The sequence below is a fragment of the Aeromonas tecta genome (assembly GCF_000820185.1).
GTDB lineage: Bacteria > Pseudomonadota > Gammaproteobacteria > Enterobacterales > Aeromonadaceae > Aeromonas > Aeromonas tecta.
In genome coordinates this window covers 35,335-53,525 of the sequence record NZ_CDCA01000036.1, presented here as the reverse complement: position 1 = coordinate 53,525, position 18,191 = coordinate 35,335, and the positions used below count along the sequence as shown (strand labels likewise).

Below are 18,191 nucleotides of genomic sequence, written 5' to 3'. Positions count from 1 at the left end.
TGCAGACCGCCTCTTTTTACTGATTAAATCCTCATGCTGCTTCAAGCCAACAATCTGAGCTGCGTGCGTGAAGATCGCACCCTGTTTGAACACCTCTCCTTCATGGTGGCGCCTGGCGATCTGGTGCAGATTGAGGGCCCCAACGGGGTAGGTAAAACCAGCCTGCTGCGGCTGCTGACCGGGTTGTCCCAGCCCTTTGCCGGCGAGGTGTGTTGGAATGGGGAGGATATCCGTCGTTGCCGTGATGACTATCACGCCAACTTGCTCTATCTGGGGCACCAGCCCGGCGTCAAGGCGACCCTGACCCCCCTCGAGAATCTCGATTTCTACCAGAAGCTGCACAGTACGGCGGCCTCTGCCGTGGACTTGTGGCAGGTGCTGGCACAGGTCGGTCTCGCCGGTTTTGAGGACTATCCCGCTGGCCAGCTCTCGGCCGGTCAGCAGCGGCGCGTGGCACTGGCACGGCTCTGGCTGTCGGACAGGCCCGCACTCTGGATCCTGGATGAGCCCTTTACCGCCATCGACAAGCAGGGGGTCAAGGTGCTTGAGCGGTTGTTCCTGACCCATGCAGAGCGAGGCGGCATGGTTGTTCTCACCACTCATCAGGACTTGACCCTGATGCAGGGGCGCCTGCAGACGCTCTCCCTGACCCCCTTATTGCAGGAGTGAGTCGATGCCGAGCGCCAAACAGGATCTGCTACAGATCACCCTGAAAACCTCCGTTCTCATCCAGCTGATGGCAGGAACAACGCAATGCTGAGCGCCGTATTGACCCTGATCCAGCGGGAACTGCTGATGGCCCTGCGCCAGCGCGCCGACATCTTCAACCCGCTCTGGTTCTTCCTCATCGTCATCACCCTGTTCCCGCTCGGCATCGGCCCCGAGCCCAAGCTATTGGCCCGCATCGCCCCGGGCATCATCTGGGTGGCGGCGTTGCTGGCGGCCATGCTGTCACTGGAGCGGTTGTTTCGCGATGACTTCAGCGACGGTGCCCTCGAGCAGATGATGTTGATGCCCCATCCGCTCGGGCTGCTGGCGCTGGCGAAAGTGGTCGCTCACTGGCTGCTGACCGGTTTGCCGCTGCTGCTGATCTCCCCTTTGCTCGCCATCTTGCTCTCCCTGGACATGAACACCTACCTGGCGGTGGTGGCAACCCTGGCACTCGGTACCCCGGTGCTGAGTCTGCTCGGGGCGGTCGGGGTCGCGCTGACGGCGGGCCTGCGCAAGGGGGGGGTACTGCTCAGCCTGCTGCTGCTGCCGCTCTACATCCCGGTGCTTATCTTCGCCACCTCCGCCATCGATGCGGCCGGCATGGGGTTGCCCTATGCGGGGCAGCTCGCGATCCTGGGAGCCATGCTGGTCGGGGCGCTGACCCTGACGCCATTGGCCATCTCGGCGGCGCTGCGGGTCAGCGTTAACTGATTAATTATTCAAAAAGCCCTTTTTGAGGCCTTTTTTAAGAATGTATAGTTGAGATAGATCAAGGGGATGGCTGCTTACTGCTTTCGGGGGATATGATGTTTTCCGGCAGTGAGTATGGTAAGCCTCGCCACTATAAAATTAATAACTGAAAGGTTTTGTGAGCTATGTGGAAATGGTTGCACCCTTATGCCAAACCCGAGCGAGCCTATCGGCTTGCCGGGTCCTTGCTGCCCTGGTTTGCGGTAATCAGTCTGCTCGCCTTCATCATAGGCACCGTCTGGGGGTTGGCGTTTGCCCCCTCGGACTATCAGCAGGGGGACTCTTTCAGGATCATCTACATCCATGTGCCCGCCGCCATCCTCTCCATGGGGGCCTACTCCACCATGGCGGTGGCGGCCTTCATTGGCCTGGTGTGGCAGCTGCGCATGGCCGACATGACGGTGGCCGCCGTTGCCCCTGTGGGCGCGGTGTTTACCTTCATCGCGCTCTTCACCGGCGCCGCCTGGGGCAAGCCCATGTGGGGCACCTGGTGGGTCTGGGATGCCCGTCTCACCTCCGAGCTTATCTTGCTGTTCCTCTACTTGGGTGTCATCGCGCTCTACAACGCCTTCAGTGACAAGGTGGTAGCGGGGCGCGCCGCCGGCATCTTGGCGCTGGTGGGGGTGATCAACCTGCCCATCATCCATTACTCGGTCGAGTGGTGGAATACCCTGCATCAGGGCGCCTCCATCACCAAGTTCGACAAACCCTCCATCTCCCCCGAGATGTTGTGGCCCCTGCTCATCATGATCCTGGCGTTTGCAACCTTCCTCGGCGCCCTGACTCTGATGCGGTTTAGAAATGAGCTGCTGATGCGAGAGTGGCATCGCCCCTGGGTCATCGATCTTGCCAGGCAGGAGAAGTAAGCATGCACTTTGCCTCATTCAGTGATTTCATGGCGATGGGTGGCTACGCCTTCTATGTCTGGCTCTCCTTCGGTCTGACCGGGCTCTGCCTGGTCGGCATCGTCATTTCCACCCGGTTGAAAACCCGCAGCCTGCTCAATGAATTGCGCAGCAAGCAGGTACGCGAGGCGCGTCGCAAGGCGGCCCAGCAGATGGAGAACACCCTATGACCCCGAGACGCAAACAACGCCTCACCATCATACTGGCGATAAGCCTCGGCCTCGCCACCGTGACCGGCCTGGTGCTCTATGCCCTCAGCCAGAACATCGACCTCTTCTATACCCCAAGCGAGCTGGTGGAAGGCAAGGGGCCGGACAAGATCAAGCCGGAAGAGGGACAACGTCTGCGCATCGGCGGCCTGGTGGTACCGGGCTCGGTGGCGCGGGATCCCCAGAGTCTTAAAGTCTCCTTCAAGCTGGTGGACAATGGCGGCCATCTGGTGACGGTGGAATTTGACGGCATACTGCCGGACCTGTTCCGCGAGGGGCAGGGCATAGTCGCGCAGGGCACTCTCAAGGATGCCAGCACGGTCGCCGCTTTCGAGGTGCTGGCCAAGCACGATGAGAACTACATGCCGCCGGAAGTGGCCGATGCCACCAACGGCATGCACTTCAAACCGGAATACACCGAGGCGCAGTTGAAGGGGGTTCAGCAATGATCCCGGTTGTGCTCGCCCCCTGTTCACCGCAGCTTGCCCTTGCTGCGGCAGCGCCATCGAAAGGAAATCGTTCATGATCCCTGAATTAGGGCAATTCGCACTGATCCTGGCGTTTGCCAGCGCGCTACTGCTGGGCAGCTACCCGCTGCTTGGCGCCAAATTGGGCCGCCTTGGCATGATGTCCGCGGCCCGCCCGCTGGCCTATACCCAGTTCCTGCTGCTGCTGTTGTCATTCCTCTGCCTGACTTGGGCCTTTGTGGACAACGACTTCACCGTGCAGTATGTGGCCACCAACTCCAACAGCCTGCTGCCCCTTGCCTATCGCATCTCGGCGGTATGGGGTGCCCACGAGGGCTCTCTGCTGCTGTGGGTTCTGACCCTGGGCGGCTGGACCGCCGCCGTGGCGCTGTTCAGCCGTCGCCTGCCGCTCGATGCGGTGGCGCGGGTGCTCGGCGTGCTGGGCCTCATCTCGGTCGGCTTCACCGCCTTCGTGCTGTTCACCTCGGATCCCTTCACTCGCACCCTGCCGTACTTCCCGGTGGATGGGCGCGACTTGAACCCGCTGTTGCAGGATCCCGGTCTCATCTTCCATCCGCCCATGCTCTACATGGGCTATGTGGGCTTCTCGGTGGCCTTTGCCTTCGCCATCGCCTCCCTGATGACGGGTCGGCTCGATGCCACCTGGGCGCGCTGGTCGCGCCCCTGGACCATGGCGGCCTGGGTGTTCCTGACGCTCGGCATAGTGCTTGGCTCCTGGTGGGCCTATTACGAGCTCGGCTGGGGCGGTTGGTGGTTCTGGGATCCGGTAGAAAACGCCTCCTTCATGCCCTGGCTGGCGGGCACGGCGCTGCTGCATTCGCTGTCAGTGAGCGAGAAGCGCGCCAGCTTCAAGGCCTGGACTGTGCTGTTGGCGCTGTCTGCGTTTTCCTTGAGTCTGCTCGGTACCTTCCTGGTGCGCTCCGGGGTGCTGGTGTCGGTGCATGCCTTCGCCTCCGATCCGACCCGCGGTCTGTTCATCCTCGGCTTCCTGCTGGCGGTGATCGGCTCCTCCTTGCTGCTGTTCGCCTTCAAGGGCTCCCAGGTCAAGAGCCACGGCAAGCATGAGCTGTGGAGCCGCGAGACCCTGCTGCTTGGCAACAACATCCTGCTGGTGGCGGGTCTCTTGACCGTGCTGCTCGGCACCCTGTTGCCGCTGGTGCACAAGGAGCTGGGGCTCGGCAGCATCTCCATCGGTACCCCCTTCTTCAACCACATCTACAGCTGGCTCATCATCCCCTTCGCCTTGTTGATGGGGCTGGGCCCCTTGTTCCGCTGGCGTCGCCAGGAGCTGGGTGAGCTCAAACTCAAGGTGGTATTGGCGCTGGTGCTGAGCCTGGCCGCCGCCTTCCTGCTACCGCTGCTGCTGGCCGGGGAGTTCAAACCCTGGGCCGCGCTCGGTATTGGTCTGGGGACCTGGATCATCATCACCAGCGTGCAGGAGACCTGGGTGCGCGCCACCCACAAGCACAGCTTCGCCACCGGGGTACGCAAGCTCGGCAACAGCCACTGGGCCATGATCCTCGGTCACGTGGGACTGGCGGTCAGCATCATCGGCATCGCCTGCACCCAGAACTACAGCATCGAGAAGGACTTGCGCATGCAGGCCGGCGATCGGGTGCAGTTCGCCGACTACGAGTTTGTCTTCACCGGCATCAAGGAGAAGAACGGCCCCAACTACGACGGCTTCAAGGGCGTGCTGGAAGTGCATAAAGACGGCAAGCAGGTCGCTCTGCTCAAGCCCGAGAAGCGGATGTACAAGGTGAGCCGCATGCCGATGACCGAAGCGGCCATCGATGCGGGCATCACCCGGGATCTCTATGCGGCCCTTGGCGAGCAGCTCGACAACGGTGCCTGGGCGGTGCGGATCTACTACAAGCCATTCGTGCGCTGGATCTGGTTCGGCGGCGTCTTCATGGCCATCGGCGGCGTGCTGGCGATGCTGGACAAGCGCTATCGTTTCGGTCGCAGAGAAGAGGAATCCAAGCCATGAATCATCGTAAAACCGGTTTGTTTCTGACCTTTTTTGATGACAAGCGCTGCCTTCATGGTTGCCGTGCAGAGGGATCCAAGCCGTGAATCATCGTAAAACGTGTTTGTTTCTGACCTTTTTTGATGAGAAGTGCTGCCTTCATGGCTGCCGTGCAGAGGGATCCAAGGCATGAGCCGTAAAACCTGGTTATTTCTGCTGCCGTTTATCATCTTCCTGATGGGCGCCGTGTTCCTGTTCAAGGGGCTCTATTCCGATCCGACCAAGCTCGAATCCGTGATGGTGGACAAGGAGGTGCCAGTGTTCACCCTGCAGGACATTTATGACCTCAACAAGCAGCATGACAGGAGCATCCTCAAGGGACGCCCCATGCTGCTCAACGTCTGGGCGACCTGGTGCCCGACCTGCTATGGCGAGCACACCTACCTCAAGCAACTGGCGGGGCAGGGCATCTATATCGTCGGCATGAACTACAAGGACGAGCGTGACAAGGCCATCAAGTGGCTGGCGGAGCTTGGCAACCCTTATCAGGTCAACCTCTACGATCCCGATGGCATGCTGGGGCTGGATCTCGGCGTCTACGGCGCCCCCGAGACCTTCTTCATCGACAGCCAGGGCATCATCCGCTATCGCCACGTGGGGGATGTGAATCCCGACGTCTGGGCCTCGACCCTCAAACCCATCTATGACGCCATGAAATAAGGGAGCGACCGATGAAAACGCTTATTGCTTCCCTGCTGCTGTTGGCGGGACTGTTTGGTGCCGGTCAGGCTCGCGCCGCCATCGACGTTTATACCTTCGACAGCGATGCCCAGGAGCAGACGTTCCGCGAGCTGACCAAGGAGCTGCGCTGTCCCAAGTGTCAGAACCAGGACATCGCCGACTCCAACGCCGGCCTCGCCAAGGACTTGCGTGACAAGACCTACCAGATGGTGCGCGAGGGCAAGGACAAACAGCAGGTGGTGGACTACATGGTGGCCCGCTACGGCAACTTCATCTTGTATGATCCGCCGCTGATGGCCTCGACCCTGATCCTCTGGCTCGGCCCCTTGCTGGTCATCGTCATCGGTGTCGTGACCCTGGTGGCACGCAGTCGCCGTCGTCCCCCCGCCGCCAAGCAGACTGAGGGCGCCCTGAGCGCCGCAGAGCAGGCCCGGCTGGCCGCCCTGCTCAACGAGGAAGAGAAACAATGACCGCATTTTGGATAGTGATCGCGGCCCTACTGGTGTTGGTGAGTCTGGCCCTGATCCTGCCGCTGTGGCGCGGCGAGGGCAGCCACAGCATCAGCCGCTCGGCGCTCAACAAGCAACTCTATCGCCAGCGGGTGCTGGAGATAGGTGAGGAGCGTGATCAGGGCGTGCTGGCGGAGGAGTCGGAATCTCTGGTGGAGCTGCAGCGCAGCCTGCTCGACGACATTCCCGACGTGGAGCAGACCGCCCGTGGTGGCAAGAGTCTGGTGTGGATCCCGGGGGTGCTGGTGCTGGTGGTGGTGAGCCTCGGTCTCTACTACAAGCTGGGTGCCTGGCAAGAGGTGCAGCGCTGGCAGGATGCCAGCAGCCGACTGGGTGAGCTCAGTAATCGCATCCTGGTGGAGCGCAACAGCGAGGTGACCGAGCAGGATCTGCTGGACTTCACGCTGGCGTTGCGCACTCGCCTCAAAGATGAGCCGAACGACTATCGTGGCTGGCTGCTGCTGGGGCGGCTGACTCTGGATGGCAACGATCCCGAGATGGCGCGCGAGGCGCTGGAGCGGGCCTATGATCTGGCTCCGCAAAAAGCCATGGTGGCGGTGCCCTATGCCCAGGCGCTGATGATGACGGGAGCGGAAGCCCAGGCCGATCAGCTGCTGCAGGCGGCCATCGCCCAGGATCCTGCCAATATCGAGGCGCGCTCTGTCTATGCCTTCATGGCATTGCAAAAAGAGGACTTCCAGACCGCGCTGAGTCGCTGGCAGGCGATGCTGCCGCTGCTGGAGCAGGGGTCGACCCGCAGGACCATGGTGGAGCGTTCCATCGAGTATGCCGAGCAGCAACTGCGCCAGCGCGGCATCGCCGTGACCGCGGCACCGACTGCACAAGGCGAGCAGGCCGGTACACAGGCTCCGGCTCAGGCACTGACGGTGAAAGAGGGGGAGTTTCCGCTCCACATCACCCTGGCGCCGGGTATTCAGCTGCCGGAAGATGCCCACCTGTTCGTGTTTGCGGTGATCCCCAATGGCCCACCCATGCCGATTGCCGTCAAACGCATCCCGGGACCCGGCTTCCCGCTGACCCTGTCCCTCGGGGACGGTGATGCCATGATGGAAGGCAGCAAGCTGGCGGCGTATCCCGAGCTGCAATTCAAGGCACGCTTGTCTCGTGGTGGCAACGTCATGAACAAAGAGGGGGCCTTCGAAGGGGTCTCCGTCACAGTTCCCACCACCTCTATTCCGACAGCGCCGATTGACATCCGCATCGATCACGCCCTCTAATACTCCTTTGGCCCGACCCCAGGACGGGGCGGGCCACCTATAATTCATACTGATTCACAATAAAAAGCTTAGGACTTTCATATGTATCTGCGTTCAGGAGCATTGGCAGTGGCGCTGCTATTGGGGGGCTGTGCGGGTGGCCCTCCCAAGCCGGGCCCAGAGAGCCTGGATCTCGAAGAAACCCCTCATCGCCCCGAGGCGACCAGCACGGCCAGTGATTCTCGTGACCCCTTCCAGGGTGCCAACCGTGCCATGTGGGCGGTCAACTACGATGTGCTGGAACCCTATGTGGCACGTCCCGTAGTGCACGGCTATGCCCGCTATGTGCCGCAGGGAGTGAAGGACGGCATCGACAATCTGGTGGAAAACTTCGATGAGCCGAGCAGCATGGTCAACCACCTGCTGGTGGGGGATCTGCCGGGAGCGGGTACCAACCTGGGCCGCTTCACCATCAACACCACCATAGGCCTGCTCGGGATCTTCGATGTGGCCAAGCATGCCGGCCTCGAGCGCAACATGCTGGAGATGGATACCGTCCTCGGCAAGGCGGACATCGGCGACGGTGCCTATGTGATGGTGCCGATTTACGGCCCGACCACCACCCGTGAGTTGGTGGGGGATACCATCGATACCATCTACTTCCCCTATGCCTTGCTGACCTTCCCGTTGCGGGTGGTGCACTGGGCGCTGGATGGATTGGGGACGCGCTCCAAGCTGATCGATCAGGAGCGGATCATCGACAACGCGCTCGACCCTTATGCCCTGACCAAGGACTTCTATCTGCAGTACAACGATGGCAAGGTGAGTGGTCGCCAGCCTGAGCTCAAGCAGCAGAAGGGCCAGCAAGATGACAGCAATCTGGACGAATATCTGGACGAGATAGACCAGTAAGCGTTAGCTGCATGTGAATAAAAAGGGCGCCAGTGGGCGCCCTTCTTGTTGGCGAGCGGCCATAAAAAAACGCCCCGCGATGCGGGGCGTTTTGGCAAGACAAGGCTGATTAGGCAGCCAGGTTTTTGGCAACGAATTCCCAGTTGACCAGGGTCCAGAAGGTTTCCATGTACTTCGGACGCATGTTGCGGAAATCGATGTAGTAGGCGTGCTCCCACAGGTCGACGGTCAGCAGCGGGGTAGTCCCGGCTTCGGTCAGCGGGCAGCCGGCGTTGGAGGTGTTGACGATGGCCAGGGAGCCATCGGCCTTTTTCACCAACCAGGTCCAGCTAGAGCCGAAGTTGCCGATGGCAGACTTGGTGAACGCATCCTTGAATTCGGCGAAGGAGCCGAATGCCTTGTTAATGGCATCGGCCAGGGCGCCAGTCGGCTCGCCACCGCCGTTCGGGGAGAGGCAGTGCCAGTAGAAGGTGTGGTTCCAGATCTGGGCGGCGTTGTTGAAGACACCACCGGTGGAGGTCTTGATGATCTCTTCCAGAGACTTGCCTTCAAACTCGGTACCCGGCACCAGGTTGTTCAGGTTGACCACGTAGGTGTTGTGGTGCTTGCCGTGATGGTATTCCAGGGTTTCCTGGGAGATGTGCGGTTCCAGTGCATTGATTGCATAGGGCAGAGCGGGAAGTTCGAATGCCATTTTCTACTCTCCATTGGCTGGACCGTGCGAAAGCGACGGTTGCAAGACATTGCTGACTCTTTTCTATTTTGAAAAGAATTGTTGTTAAAATTGGGGGCCGGATGGCCCAAAGCCCATCGATTGTAGCAGTATCAAAGATGGGCTAACAACTCTTGATTCTCGCCATGACTTGGATCAAGCTGCCGCTTATTGACCCATCTCTTCTTGCACTTCGCACGGTTTGCCAGTTTGTGGTCTGCCCGGTTTGCAGTAGAATGGCCGCCGAAATCGCTCTAGTGAGGCATCTATGGAAACTATCGAAAAGATCAAACAGCAACTGGCTGATAATCCCATCATCCTGTACATGAAGGGATCCCCCAAGCTTCCGAGCTGCGGTTTCTCTGCCCAGGCTTCCCAGGCCATGATGTCCTGCGGTGAGCCCTTTGCTTACGTCGACATCCTGCAAAACCCGGACATCCGTGCCGAGTTGCCGAAGTTTGCCAACTGGCCTACTTTCCCCCAGCTGTGGGTGGAAGGGGAGCTGGTCGGTGGCTGCGACATCATGATCGAGATGTTCCAGGCAGGTGAGCTGCAGACCCTGATCAAGGAAGTGGCCGCCAAGCACAAACAAGATGAGGCTGCCGCCGAATAAGGTCGCAGCAGCATCAAGCAAAAGGGGGAGCCAATGGCTCCCCCTTTTTTATTCCGTCTGACAAGATCAGCCGATGCGCTCAATGCGCGCCATGTAGAAACCGTCGAAGCCGGTCTCGGATGGGCTGACGGTGTGATCGTCGCGCAACCGGTAGTTGTCATTGGCGGCCAGGAATTTGTCCACCTGCTGGCGGTTCTCCTGGGGCAGGATGGAGCAGGTTGCATAGACCAGCAGACCACCGACCTTCACCATCTGGCTGTAGCGCTGCAGGATCTCTTCTTGCAGGGCAACCAGCACCGGCAGGCGCTCGGCGGTGTCGCGCCACTTGGCATCCGGATTGCGCTTGAGTACGCCCAAACCGGAGCAGGGCACATCCAGCAGCACCCGGTCGGCGGTGCCCTTGAGGCGCTTGACTGTCTTGCTGCTCTCGATGACGCGGGTCTCCACGTTGTGGGCACCGGCGCGGCGGGCACGCTGCTTGAGGTTCTCCAGCTTCCACTCTTCCACGTCCATCGCCAGCAGGCGGCCCTTGCCGCTCATCATGGCGGCGATGTGCAGGGTCTTGCCACCGGCACCGGCGCAGGCATCGATGACGCGCATGCCAGGGGTGACTTCCAGCGCCGCAGCGACCAGCTGGGAGCCGGCATCCTGCTGCTCGAACCAGCCATCGGCGAACGCCTTGGTACGAAACAGCGCGGCGTCAGTGGTGACCTGCAGGGCGGTGGCGACACCTTCGACCGGAATAGTAGAGACATGTTCCTTGGCCAGCACGGCTTGCAGCTCTTCGCGGGTACCCTTGAGGGTATTGACCCGCAGATAGCGCTTGGGCATCCAGGCCAGGGCGGCGCGCTCGGCAGGCCAGGCGTCGCCGAGCTGCTCGCTACCCAGCTTTTCCAGCCAGCTCGGGCAACCGTCCATCAGCACCGGATTCTTCTTGGCTTCGGCGAGGCGGCGGCGGAAGGCTTCTTCGTTGAAACGATCCAGCGTCGGGTGATTGGACTGAGCTATCTTGTGGAAGGCGTGCCAGCTGTGCAGCAGCGGCCAGACGTTCTTGGCGGCCTGACGCACCTGGATGCCGGTCAGGGCACAATAGAGGCTGAGGCGGCGCAACAGATCGCCGGTGACCAGGGCAATCCTTGCCTGTTCTTGCGGTTTGAGCTCGATACCGGAGAAGTGGCGGGCATAGGCTCGGTCGAGGGTGAGACCCTGAGCCAATACATCGTCAACGATGGCAACGACTAGATCCCCGGAACGGGGCAACAGTGGGGACTTAAGCATGAGATTAACCTTGGCCAAAAAGGGATGAACCGGCCCCATCGCGGAGGGGGTTCTGAAACGGACAAATCCGCGCAATGATAGGGGCTAGACCGCGTTGGTGCAACCGTCCCCATTCGGGGAATGTACCGCGGAAGGCGCTGGACTTATCGCCGTAGTAGGAAAATGATGCCAAAGCAGTTCGGGTTAACGCATTAAAAAGGAATAAAAAAAGATGCAGTTGATGACATATTCCCCGCTGGCCCTGATGGTGGCCGGTCTGCTGGCTTCCTCCGGCCTCGCCGCCAAGGAGTGGAACACCGTGCTGGCACGCGGCGGCGCGGCGGATGGCTACGAGGTCCGTGCCAGCCAATATCGGGTTGCCACCGTCCCCGCCGATCACTTCGCCGCTCTGCAGGCCGGGGAACGCGAGCTGACCCTGCCTCTGCCGGACGGCAATGAGGTTATTTTCACCCTTGAGCCCTATGATCTGCTGCCTGCAGACCTGGCGGCAAAATATCCCGATATTCGAACCTTTAAAGGGCAGAACAAATTATCGCCGACCGACACGGGCCGCTTCGATCTCGGGCCGCAGGGTTTCCACGCCATATTCAGCCATGAGGGCAAGATGGTGTTCGTCGATCCTCTGCGCAATGGCGAAGGCTACGCCATCTACTACCAGCAGGATGCCCACAGTCGGCTGGAAGAAGAAGCGGACAAGGTGATCGGCGGCGCTGCCAGGAAGCTGTCGCGCCAGGTGCTGGTGGATGGCAACCTGCGCAAGCGCTACGTGATAGCCGTCTCGGCGGCGGGGGAGTACACCCAGTACCACGGCGGCACAGTCGCGGCCGGGCTGGCGGCCATCACCACCATGCTCAACCGGGTGAACGAGGTGTACCAGCGTGATGTCGCCGCCGAGTTCCAGCTCGCCAGCGGCAACGACACCATCATCTTCACCGATACCGCCAATGATCCGTTCAAGAACAATGACAGCGACATCGATGCCAACGTCATCGTGCAGCAAGCCGCCCTGACTCAGGCGGGCGCCAAGCTGGGTCTCTTCGACATCGGCCACGTGGTCAACACCGGGGGCGGTGGCTTGGCCCAATTGAATTCCCTGTGCGGGGGCAGTGAACGATCGGCCGGGATGACGGGCTCCCCCAACCCGGTGGGGGATGCTTTCTTTATCGACTATGTATCCCACGAGATCGGCCACCAGTTCGGCGCCGAGCACACCTTCAACGGCACCACCGGCAGCTGCGGCGGTGGCAACCGCTCCGCTGGCCAGGCCTGGGAGCCGGGCAGTGGCAGCTCCATCATGGCCTATGCCGGCATCTGCGGTGAAGAGAATCTGCAAGCCAACAGCCAGCCCTACTTCCACAGCAAGTCCATCGAGCAGATGCGGGCGCACATGGCGACTGTGCCCAATTGCGGTATCAGCCTGGGCCTGACCAACAACGCGCCCCAGGTCGCTGCCGGCAGCGACTATGCTATCCCGGCCAACACGCCGTTCGTGCTCAAGGGCGCCGGAGCCGATCTGGATAACGATCCGCTGACCTACACCTGGGAGCAGATCGATCTGGGTACCGAGTCTTTCAGCCTGGCCAGCATGGTGGACGATGGCACTCGTCCGCTGTTTCGCTTCGTGGCGCCGACCAGCACAGCGGAGCGCACCCTGCCCAGCCTGCCTTCTTTGCTGACCAACACCCTGGCGAAGGGGGAGGCTTGGCCCACCACCAACCGGGATCTCAATTTCCGCCTCACGGCGCGTGATGGCAAGGGCGGGGTCGCCAGCGATGAGATGCGGATCCAGGTGGTCAATACCGGCAAGGCGTTCCGCCTGACCAGCCCGCTGGTGACACCGCTGGCATCGGGTCATACCCAGAGCATCGGCTGGGATGTGGCGGGCACCGATGCCGCGCCTATCAACTGCAGCAAGGTGGAGTTGTCCATGACCCGGGACGAAGGGGTGAGCTGGACGCTGCTCGCCAGCAGCCTGCCCAACTCGGGATCGGCGAATGTGACCATTCCCGCCGGCGACGAGGGCACCGGCCGCTTGAAAGTGGCCTGCAGCGACAATCTGTTCTTCGCCATCAGCCCGGTCAAGTTGTCTGTTACCCAGCGGGTGGAGGAGAGCGGTGGCGGCGGTGGCGGTGCACTCGGCCTCTGGACCCTGGCCCTGGCCCTGCTGGGCTGGCAACGGAGACAGGCATGAGAGCCGGTTACGCCCTGTTGCTGACGCTGCTGGCGGGTTGTCAGGCGGATGCCGGCACACTGGAGCAGGCGGTGGAGCAGAGTCTGGCTCTGCAGGATTACCGGTTGATCGTGCGGGCGGGGCGCGGTGAGGTGGCGCCCGGCATCCCGGCCGAGGCGCAAGGGGAGGCCAAGGCGCGCTGCGGCGTGCGCTACCTTGATGGCTTGGGGGATGTGATAAGGCCCGAGCAAAAGGAACAACACGCCAAACTCAGCAGCTATGCCGCCGAGTACAACCAGCGCATGCTGGCGCACTGCCCACCGGCGCCGGTGCGCGAGCAGTGAGTGCGCCGGGTTTCACTGCACCCGAGGGAGGCCAAGGCCTCCCTTCATTTTTTTGGCCCCTGCATTCGCGTTGACCCGGGCTTGTACCCATGGCCGGCTCGTCGCACAATACCTCAATGCATAGCCGCCTCGGCGGCAAAGAGAGAAGGAAAATCAAGATGATGGATGTTGCCGACCTGCGCCGTGAATACAACAAAGGCGGGTTGCACCGGGCCGATCTGCCGGCCTTGCCACTGGATCTGTTCGAGAAGTGGCTGGCCCAAGCGTGCGAGGCGCGCCTCTCCGATCCGACCGCCATGGTGATAGCGACCGTGGATGCCGAGGGGCAGCCCTGGCAGCGCACCGTGCTGCTCAAACACTACGATGCCCAGGGCATGGTGTTTTACACCAACATGGGCAGCCGCAAGGCGACGCAGCTGGACGGCAATCCCCGCATCAGCCTGCATTTTCCCTGGCACACCCTGGACCGCCAGGTGCATGTCACCGGCCGGGTGGAAAAACTCGGCGCCCTGGAGGTGATGAAGTACTTCCACAGCCGCCCGAAAGACAGCCAGATCGCGGCCTGGGTCTCCCAGCAGTCGTCGCGCATCTCGGCCCGCGGCGTGCTGGAGGCCAAGTTCCTCGAGCTCAAGCAGAAGTTCGCCAATGGTGAGGTGCCGCTACCGAGCTTCTGGGGCGGCTACAGAGTCGTCATCGACACCGTGGAGTTTTGGCAGGGAGGCGAGCATCGGTTGCACGATCGCTTCTACTACAGCCGGGAAGGGGAAGGCTGGCACATCGAGCGGCTGGCCCCCTGATGAACATCGCCCGGCTCAAGAACTTCACCGAGATAGTGAAGAACAACTTCAACATCTCGGCGACGGCGGAGAAGCTCTATACCTCCCAACCGACCCTCAGCAAACAGATGAAGATGCTGGAAGATGAGCTGGGACTGGCGCTGTTCACCCGCAAGGGCAAGAACCTGATTGGCCTGACCCCCATGGGGGAACAGGTGATGGAGCTGGCCAAGGGGGTGGTGGCTCAGGTCGACCAGCTAGGCCAGCTCTCGGCGAGCGAGCAGCTCGCCACCAGCGGGGTGCTGCGCATCGCCACCACCCACACCATGGCGCGCTACAAGTTGCCGGCGGTGATCACCGCCTTCTCGCGCCGCTACCCCGAGGTCAGTATTCATCTGCATCAGGGCGCGCCGGCCCAGCTCGCCCAGATGGTGCAAAACGGCGATGTGGAGATGGCCATCGCCACCGAGTCCATGCACCTGTTCGACGAGCTGGCGACCGTGCCCTGCTATCGCTGGGGGCGTAGCGTGGTGGTGCCTCACGGTCACCCGTTGCTCGCGTGCCAGCCGCTCTCCATGGCGGATCTGGCCCGTTATCCCCTTATCACCTATGTGTTCGGCTTCACCGGTCGCTCCAAGATGGACAAGGCGTTCGGCCGTCACGGCCTCAGCCCGCGCATCGTGCTGACCGCCACCGACACCGACATCATCAAGCACTATGTGCGCCTCGGCATGGGGGTGGGGGTAATCGCCTCCGCCGCCTTCGACGAGGGGGACAAAGAGAATCTCGTTGCGCTCAACATCGATCATCTGATCGCCTCGAGCGTGGCCCATGTCTGCCTGCGCCGGCACGTTCACCTGCGCGACTACATGTATGACTTCATCCATCTCTATGCGCCGCACGTGAGCCGGGAGACGGTGCAACTGTCGCTTATCAATCAGCCGCTGGCGATCAATCCGGCGACCCTGCCCTGGCTGTGAGGGTGGCAGCCTTACAGTGGATATAATCACTGCCTTGAATAGAAAAAAGAGAGGCCATTGGCCTCTCTTTTCGCTTTATGGCAGTGTTTAATATGCCTGGGTCATCAGATTGACGACGATCCGGATACTGAACGGCAGATGTCGTCATCCAGTGAGCCGGGGAATGCGCTCTTTCTCACCCCCCTTGTCGATGACGCTGCTTAATCCGCCTGGGTCGCCAGATTGACAAAGATCTGGGCGCCGATCAGCAGGCAGTCGTCGTCCAGGTAGTAGGGATTCGCATGCAGGTAGTTGCAGATCCCCTTGGCCTGGCAGCCGCTGCCGAGGAAGAACATGGCGCCCTTGCGGCCCGGGGTGGCGTTGATCATGTAGCTGAAATCCTCGCTACCGGTCATGGGCTGGCCCTGACCGTTGATGCCCTCGGCGGGCAGCACACTGGCGGCGGCCTGTTGCAGGCGTTGGCAGGCCGCTGCGTGGTTCTCCACCGCCGGGTAACCGGCATAAACCATGCTGGTCTTGAAGCCGCGCAGCTCGCTTTGAGAGACTATGTCCTTGAAGCTGTTTTTCAGGATCTGATCGGTCTCGGCGTCCATGGCGCGGATGGTGCCACGGGCCTGCACGTGATCGGCCACCGCATTGGGGATGGTGCCGCCGTTGATCATGCCGCAGCCAAACACCGCCGGGCTGAACGGACTGGTGCGCTTGGCGACGATATAATCCATGTCCTCGATGATGCGCACCGCCTCGCGGATGGCATCCAGCCCCTTGTGAGGGGTCGAGCCGTGGGCGGAGATGCCGCGCACCTCCAGCGTCCAGGCCGAGCCCCAGGAAGACATGACCCCCTGATTGAACTTGATGGTGCCGGTCTCCATGGCGCCGTCGTTGTGCAGCGCGTAGATCTCGTCCACCCCCTTCATGCAGCCGAGCTCTACCATCTTCTCGGCGCCCGGTACCCGCATGTCCTCTTCCGCCATCTGGAAGATGATGCGCACGTTGTATTGCAGCCGCTCCTGGTGAGCAGCCAGGAACCGGGCTGTGGTCAGCGCGATCGCCATGTGGGAGTCGTGGCCGCAGTTGTGGGCCATCCCCTCGTGAGTGGATTTGAAGGCCACCTCGCTCATGTCGTGCATCTCGAGGCCGTCCATGTCGGCGCGAAACGCGATGGTGGGCAGGCTGGGGTCTATGTTCAGATCGCCATGAAAACCGGTGAAGCCGGGGTAGTCGGTGATCTGGTAGCCAAACTCTTCCATCAGCGCGCGGCAGTAGGCCGAGGTCTTGAACTCGGCGCCCGAGTATTCCGGGATGCGGTGCAGGTGGTGGCGCACCTCGTGGCTGAAGTCACGTAGGGCAAGCAGGTCAGGTTCGATGTGGTAGTTGTGCATCAGATGATCCCTTGAATGGAGAAGCCGAGTTGGGCAACCAGCGAGGCGCCGAAGAAGCAGCAGGTGGAGACGATCATGAAGATGAGGATCACCTTCCACGACATCTTCTTGAGCTCTTCGAGCTGACCGCCGACGGAGAGGCCGGCGAAGGCCAGCAGTGGCACGCAGCAGGAGAGGAAGGAGATCTTCGCCACCGCGTCAATAAACAGGCCGCGCACCGGGGTCTCCGGCAGGCAGATGAGAATGCCGATGATGGTGGCATAGGCAAAGGTCGGCAGGGAGGAGGGCAGGTAGCGCTTGGCGACCAGGGAGACGAACACCACCAGCGACATGGCGACGAAGCTGTCCCCCATCAGCCAGAGCGGCAGGCCGGTGGTCAGGGTCTGGGTAAACATGGCCAGCAGGATCGCCAGAAAGACGAAGCGCATATCCATCACGATGCTTTTCATACCTGTTCTCCTTTGGAAGAGAGGGCGAAGATCTTCTCGGCGAGTGGCAGTCCCAGATAGGTCAGGGAGAGCGCACCGAGGGCGGAGGAGAGCAGGTTGGAGGCGGCGGCGATACTCAGTACCTGCTGGGCCAGTGCCTCGTCCAGGCCGTTGATGAGGGCACCGGAGGCGGCGCTCAGCATGGAGCCAGAACCGACGCCAGAGCCGGCGGCCAGGGCCAGCGGGTGCAGACCGGTGAGGGGGGCAATGCTACCGAGCACGCTGAACCAGAGGGTGCCGATGACGGAACCGCACAGGTAGATGGCGAGCACGCCGATGTACTCCTGAGAGCCGGTACCGAATTTGCCCTGAATGACCGCGATGGAAGGCTCACGGCTGATGGAGGAGCAGGCCCCGATGGCGCGGCGACCGAAGCCGAACTTCACCGCCAGCGGGATGGCGATGAAGATGGGCAGCAGGTTGCCGATTTCCTGCAGGAACAGCGGCACCCCGACACTCAGGATCATTTTCAGGTTGGGGATGATCATGCCGGCATACTGGGTGCCGAGGATCAGCAGGCTAAAGCCCACCATCTTGCCGCAAAAACCCTCTTCCTTGGCGGTAAAGAGCGTCTTCCAGCCGGGGATGCGATCCTTGATGGGTTTGGCCGAGACGGCCATGCCGATGATGACGGCAAAAAGCATGGGCAGGATGGGAATGATGGCGATGCCTATCTTGATCTCTTGCTTCCCAATCAGATACTGGGCCACGAAGATCAGCAGGGCGGTAGCCAGGGTACTGACCACGACCGTTTTGAGGGGACTGGTGTGCTGCATGATGTTATCTCTTGTTATGCATTGGCTGTCATGACCGCGCTGGCGGATGCATGATGGGGAAATGATAGAAAGGGAGGGGCGCCATTAATGTGACGTTCATCAAGCTGGCCATATGGCATTTTTTCATGGGGTATGCCGTTTAACCACGCTAAAAACAGGGATTAACAATTGGTTGCCACTTGCTCACAGGATCCTGCCTTTTTGCGAGGATACCGCCTGTGAACCAGCGCCGGGCGCGTGCATTCCGAGCCGTGGCTGGCC

Annotated in this window: 20 protein-coding genes; 15 read left to right on the top strand and 5 right to left on the bottom strand. The window is 61.3% G+C overall.

Translation table 11 applies throughout. From position 1 onward, the window contains the following. The first annotated feature begins 33 nt into the window (after positions 1-33). From ccmA to BN1137_RS15140, 10 genes are all read left to right on the top strand, one after another. A complete protein-coding gene (ccmA, locus tag BN1137_RS15185) occupies positions 34-669 on the top strand; it encodes a cytochrome c biogenesis heme-transporting ATPase CcmA (RefSeq protein ID WP_050719406.1) in 636 nt (211 codons plus the stop codon). Between the two features lie 84 nt (positions 670-753). After that, entirely contained in the window at positions 754-1,422 is a 669-nt protein-coding gene (gene ccmB / locus BN1137_RS15180) for a heme exporter protein CcmB (RefSeq protein ID WP_050719405.1), read from the top strand. Positions 1,423-1,586: 164 nt separating this feature from the next. After that, positions 1,587-2,327 carry a heme ABC transporter permease gene (locus tag BN1137_RS15175; RefSeq protein ID WP_050719404.1) on the top strand — a complete coding sequence of 247 codons (741 nt, stop codon included), beginning with the start codon at positions 1,587-1,589 and terminating at the stop codon, positions 2,325-2,327. Between the two features lie 2 nt (positions 2,328-2,329). Further along, the gene (gene ccmD / locus BN1137_RS15170; RefSeq protein WP_050719403.1) at positions 2,330-2,536 is read left to right on the top strand and encodes a heme exporter protein CcmD; all 207 of its coding nucleotides are present in this window, start codon (positions 2,330-2,332) and stop codon (positions 2,534-2,536) included. Next, positions 2,533-3,024 (top strand): cytochrome c maturation protein CcmE, encoded by a 492-nt coding sequence (gene ccmE, locus BN1137_RS15165; RefSeq protein ID WP_050719402.1) that lies wholly within the window; start codon positions 2,533-2,535, stop codon positions 3,022-3,024. The genes ccmD and ccmE overlap by 4 nt, the downstream gene beginning before the upstream one ends. 73 nt (positions 3,025-3,097) lie before the next feature. Beyond that, positions 3,098-5,053: a heme lyase CcmF/NrfE family subunit gene (locus BN1137_RS15160; protein ID WP_050719401.1), complete on the top strand. Its 1,956-nt coding sequence runs from the start codon at positions 3,098-3,100 to the stop codon at positions 5,051-5,053. A 168-nt stretch (positions 5,054-5,221) separates the two neighbouring features. After that, entirely contained in the window at positions 5,222-5,752 is a 531-nt protein-coding gene (locus tag BN1137_RS15155) for a DsbE family thiol:disulfide interchange protein (RefSeq protein ID WP_050719400.1), read from the top strand. Positions 5,753-5,763: 11 nt separating this feature from the next. Further along, a complete protein-coding gene (locus BN1137_RS15150) occupies positions 5,764-6,243 on the top strand; it encodes a cytochrome c-type biogenesis protein (RefSeq protein WP_050719399.1) in 480 nt (159 codons plus the stop codon). Beyond that, positions 6,240-7,520, top strand: coding sequence for a c-type cytochrome biogenesis protein CcmI (ccmI, locus tag BN1137_RS15145; RefSeq protein ID WP_050719398.1), 1,281 nt, complete (start codon positions 6,240-6,242; stop codon positions 7,518-7,520). Before BN1137_RS15150 ends, ccmI begins: the two co-directional genes overlap by 4 nt. An 81-nt stretch (positions 7,521-7,601) precedes the next feature. Continuing rightward, on the top strand, positions 7,602-8,411 hold the full coding sequence (locus BN1137_RS15140; protein ID WP_050719397.1) for an MlaA family lipoprotein: 810 nt from the start codon (positions 7,602-7,604) through the stop codon (positions 8,409-8,411). 109 nt (positions 8,412-8,520) lie between these two features. On the opposite strand, the gene sodB is transcribed toward BN1137_RS15140, so the two are convergent. Beyond that, positions 8,521-9,105: a superoxide dismutase [Fe] gene (gene sodB, locus BN1137_RS15135; RefSeq protein WP_050719396.1), complete on the bottom strand. Its 585-nt coding sequence runs from the start codon at positions 9,103-9,105 to the stop codon at positions 8,521-8,523. A 286-nt stretch (positions 9,106-9,391) separates the two neighbouring features. On the opposite strand from sodB, the gene BN1137_RS15130 reads away from it, so the two are divergent. Beyond that, positions 9,392-9,736 (top strand): Grx4 family monothiol glutaredoxin, encoded by a 345-nt coding sequence (locus BN1137_RS15130; protein WP_042642206.1) that lies wholly within the window; start codon positions 9,392-9,394, stop codon positions 9,734-9,736. Between the two features lie 66 nt (positions 9,737-9,802). Here BN1137_RS15130 and BN1137_RS15125 read toward each other — a convergent pair whose 3' ends face one another. Further along, a complete protein-coding gene (locus BN1137_RS15125; RefSeq protein WP_050719395.1) occupies positions 9,803-11,014 on the bottom strand; it encodes an RsmB/NOP family class I SAM-dependent RNA methyltransferase in 1,212 nt (403 codons plus the stop codon). 211 nt (positions 11,015-11,225) lie between these two features. On the opposite strand from BN1137_RS15125, the gene BN1137_RS15120 reads away from it, so the two are divergent. The 4 genes from BN1137_RS15120 (at position 11,226) to BN1137_RS15105 (ending at position 15,284) form a co-directional block, all read left to right on the top strand. Next, positions 11,226-13,205 (top strand): reprolysin-like metallopeptidase, encoded by a 1,980-nt coding sequence (locus BN1137_RS15120; RefSeq protein WP_050719394.1) that lies wholly within the window; start codon positions 11,226-11,228, stop codon positions 13,203-13,205. Next, positions 13,202-13,528 carry a hypothetical protein gene (locus BN1137_RS15115; RefSeq protein ID WP_050719393.1) on the top strand — a complete coding sequence of 109 codons (327 nt, stop codon included), beginning with the start codon at positions 13,202-13,204 and terminating at the stop codon, positions 13,526-13,528. Before BN1137_RS15120 ends, BN1137_RS15115 begins: the two co-directional genes overlap by 4 nt. A 158-nt stretch (positions 13,529-13,686) precedes the next feature. Then, entirely contained in the window at positions 13,687-14,325 is a 639-nt protein-coding gene (gene pdxH, locus BN1137_RS15110) for a pyridoxamine 5'-phosphate oxidase (RefSeq protein WP_050719392.1), read from the top strand. Next, complete coding sequence (locus BN1137_RS15105; RefSeq protein ID WP_050719391.1) at positions 14,325-15,284, top strand: LysR substrate-binding domain-containing protein; 960 nt, start codon at positions 14,325-14,327, stop codon at positions 15,282-15,284. Before pdxH ends, BN1137_RS15105 begins: the two co-directional genes overlap by 1 nt. A gap of 200 nt (positions 15,285-15,484) precedes the next feature. Here the strand turns inward: BN1137_RS15105 and BN1137_RS15100 are convergent, their stop codons facing one another. The 3 genes from BN1137_RS15100 to BN1137_RS15090 are packed head-to-tail and all read right to left on the bottom strand — an operon-like array spanning position 15,485 to position 17,930. Next, complete coding sequence (locus BN1137_RS15100; protein ID WP_050719390.1) at positions 15,485-16,666, bottom strand: M20 metallopeptidase family protein; 1,182 nt, start codon at positions 16,664-16,666, stop codon at positions 15,485-15,487. Continuing rightward, on the bottom strand, positions 16,666-17,115 hold the full coding sequence (locus tag BN1137_RS15095) for a hypothetical protein (RefSeq protein ID WP_050719389.1): 450 nt from the start codon (positions 17,113-17,115) through the stop codon (positions 16,666-16,668). The genes BN1137_RS15100 and BN1137_RS15095 overlap by 1 nt, the downstream gene beginning before the upstream one ends. Then, the gene (locus BN1137_RS15090; protein WP_050719388.1) at positions 17,112-17,930 is read right to left on the bottom strand and encodes a DUF3100 domain-containing protein; all 819 of its coding nucleotides are present in this window, start codon (positions 17,928-17,930) and stop codon (positions 17,112-17,114) included. Before BN1137_RS15090 ends, BN1137_RS15095 begins: the two co-directional genes overlap by 4 nt. Between the last annotated feature and the right edge of the window lie 261 nt (positions 17,931-18,191).

Excerpts from the sequence above, each read along its gene's own strand:
- ccmA (WP_050719406.1), top strand. The coding sequence starts at position 34 with ATGCTGCTTCAAGCCAACAATCTGAGCTGCGTGCGTGAAGATCGCACC.
- ccmB (WP_050719405.1), top strand. The coding sequence starts at position 754 with ATGCTGAGCGCCGTATTGACCCTGATCCAGCGGGAACTGCTGATGGCC.
- BN1137_RS15175 (WP_050719404.1), top strand. The coding sequence starts at position 1,587 with ATGTGGAAATGGTTGCACCCTTATGCCAAACCCGAGCGAGCCTATCGG.
- ccmD (WP_050719403.1), top strand. The coding sequence starts at position 2,330 with ATGCACTTTGCCTCATTCAGTGATTTCATGGCGATGGGTGGCTACGCC.
- ccmE (WP_050719402.1), top strand. The coding sequence starts at position 2,533 with ATGACCCCGAGACGCAAACAACGCCTCACCATCATACTGGCGATAAGC.
- BN1137_RS15160 (WP_050719401.1), top strand. The coding sequence starts at position 3,098 with ATGATCCCTGAATTAGGGCAATTCGCACTGATCCTGGCGTTTGCCAGC.
- BN1137_RS15155 (WP_050719400.1), top strand. The coding sequence starts at position 5,222 with ATGAGCCGTAAAACCTGGTTATTTCTGCTGCCGTTTATCATCTTCCTG.
- BN1137_RS15150 (WP_050719399.1), top strand. The coding sequence starts at position 5,764 with ATGAAAACGCTTATTGCTTCCCTGCTGCTGTTGGCGGGACTGTTTGGT.
- ccmI (WP_050719398.1), top strand. The coding sequence starts at position 6,240 with ATGACCGCATTTTGGATAGTGATCGCGGCCCTACTGGTGTTGGTGAGT.
- BN1137_RS15140 (WP_050719397.1), top strand. The coding sequence starts at position 7,602 with ATGTATCTGCGTTCAGGAGCATTGGCAGTGGCGCTGCTATTGGGGGGC.
- sodB (WP_050719396.1), bottom strand. The coding sequence starts at position 9,105 with ATGGCATTCGAACTTCCCGCTCTGCCCTATGCAATCAATGCACTGGAA.
- BN1137_RS15130 (WP_042642206.1), top strand. The coding sequence starts at position 9,392 with ATGGAAACTATCGAAAAGATCAAACAGCAACTGGCTGATAATCCCATC.
- BN1137_RS15125 (WP_050719395.1), bottom strand. The coding sequence starts at position 11,014 with ATGCTTAAGTCCCCACTGTTGCCCCGTTCCGGGGATCTAGTCGTTGCC.
- BN1137_RS15120 (WP_050719394.1), top strand. The coding sequence starts at position 11,226 with ATGCAGTTGATGACATATTCCCCGCTGGCCCTGATGGTGGCCGGTCTG.
- BN1137_RS15115 (WP_050719393.1), top strand. The coding sequence starts at position 13,202 with ATGAGAGCCGGTTACGCCCTGTTGCTGACGCTGCTGGCGGGTTGTCAG.
- pdxH (WP_050719392.1), top strand. The coding sequence starts at position 13,687 with ATGATGGATGTTGCCGACCTGCGCCGTGAATACAACAAAGGCGGGTTG.
- BN1137_RS15105 (WP_050719391.1), top strand. The coding sequence starts at position 14,325 with ATGAACATCGCCCGGCTCAAGAACTTCACCGAGATAGTGAAGAACAAC.
- BN1137_RS15100 (WP_050719390.1), bottom strand. The coding sequence starts at position 16,666 with ATGCACAACTACCACATCGAACCTGACCTGCTTGCCCTACGTGACTTC.
- BN1137_RS15095 (WP_050719389.1), bottom strand. The coding sequence starts at position 17,115 with ATGAAAAGCATCGTGATGGATATGCGCTTCGTCTTTCTGGCGATCCTG.
- BN1137_RS15090 (WP_050719388.1), bottom strand. The coding sequence starts at position 17,930 with ATGCAGCACACCAGTCCCCTCAAAACGGTCGTGGTCAGTACCCTGGCT.